The following is a 1128-nucleotide window of genomic DNA, read 5'->3' on the forward strand; positions in this document are numbered from 1 at the left end:
CCGTCTACCGCCGCGCCACACCCCCCGGCGCCACCCGCATCCCCGGCCCCGGCCGCCGCCGCGAGGCGGCCCTGGCCACAGCCACAGCCACCAGCGCAGGCGCTGGGGTGGGGGCTGGTGCTGGCGCCGGCACACCTGAGCTGGAGCCCGTGGGCGCGGGCGTAGGTGCCAGAGCGAGCGCCGAAGCCAGGGCCGAAGCCAAGACCAACGCGAGTGCGGAGGCAACAGCCGCCGGCCCAGCACTCGCCGCCGGCCCCGGCGTCGGCACGAGCACCGATCCGAGCGACGCGGGGCCCACCCCAACCACGGAGGCGATGAACCTACCCGCCGCCGCATGACAACACGCTGACACCAACTCTGTCACTGACACCGACACCGACACCGACACCGCTTGAGTCCGCGGCCCACCCAGGGCCGCACTCAAGCACCCTCGCAACGAGACACGCGGCCGGCAGCGGGACCGGCCGCCCCTCGCGACGCGCCCACGCGCGTCCAAAAAGCAGGTGGGATGGGGGTGGGGGAAAGGAGAGAACCAGCCGCCCACCATGGCACGCCGCCACGCCGCCACGCCGCGCGCGTGGGCCTACCGGCTTCGGCGTTCTGGCGCGTGGCCCCGCGGCCGGAACGGCATGACAGGGCGCGGACACACGAGGGGGGCGGCGTGGCTCGGCACGCGCATCGGGGCATCGGGACACGCGGGCATGGCGACGTGACTCGGCGCGAACATCGGGGCACGCGGGTATGGCGGCGTGGCTGTGTGCTGCCCATCGGCTCGCGCGTTGCCGTGCGGTGCTTCGTCCGTGCGCTGGTGCTATGTGAGCTGCCTGTCGCAATGCTGCGCTTGGGCAGCATGCGCGCGATGCGTGCGCCCGCACATTCGCTCACCCGCCGCGAAGCCACGCTCCGCCCCGAAGCTTCGGCGAACCGGCCCTGGCGCCCCATCGGCCAGCTCGGCCGCGCCTCAACATCCGCCGCCACCGCCCACCGTCCGTTGCCCGCCCGCGAGCCAGCCCAGCGCCCCGCCGACCGGACCGACGGCTGCCCACTCTCGCACCCTCCGCACCTCCGCACCTCCGCACCTCCGCACCTCCGCACCTCCGCACCTCCGCACCTCCGCACCTCCGTACC

1 pseudogene is annotated in these 1128 nt (G+C 74.7%); it reads left to right on the top strand.

From position 1 onward, the window contains the following. Positions 1 to 338 (top strand): annotated as a pseudogene (locus tag IZR01_RS51920) (hypothetical protein); the annotation flags it as partial. Between the last annotated feature and the right edge of the window lie 790 nt (positions 339 to 1128).

This window comes from Catenulispora pinisilvae (assembly GCF_015356865.1).
GTDB lineage: Bacteria > Actinomycetota > Actinomycetes > Streptomycetales > Catenulisporaceae > Catenulispora > Catenulispora pinisilvae.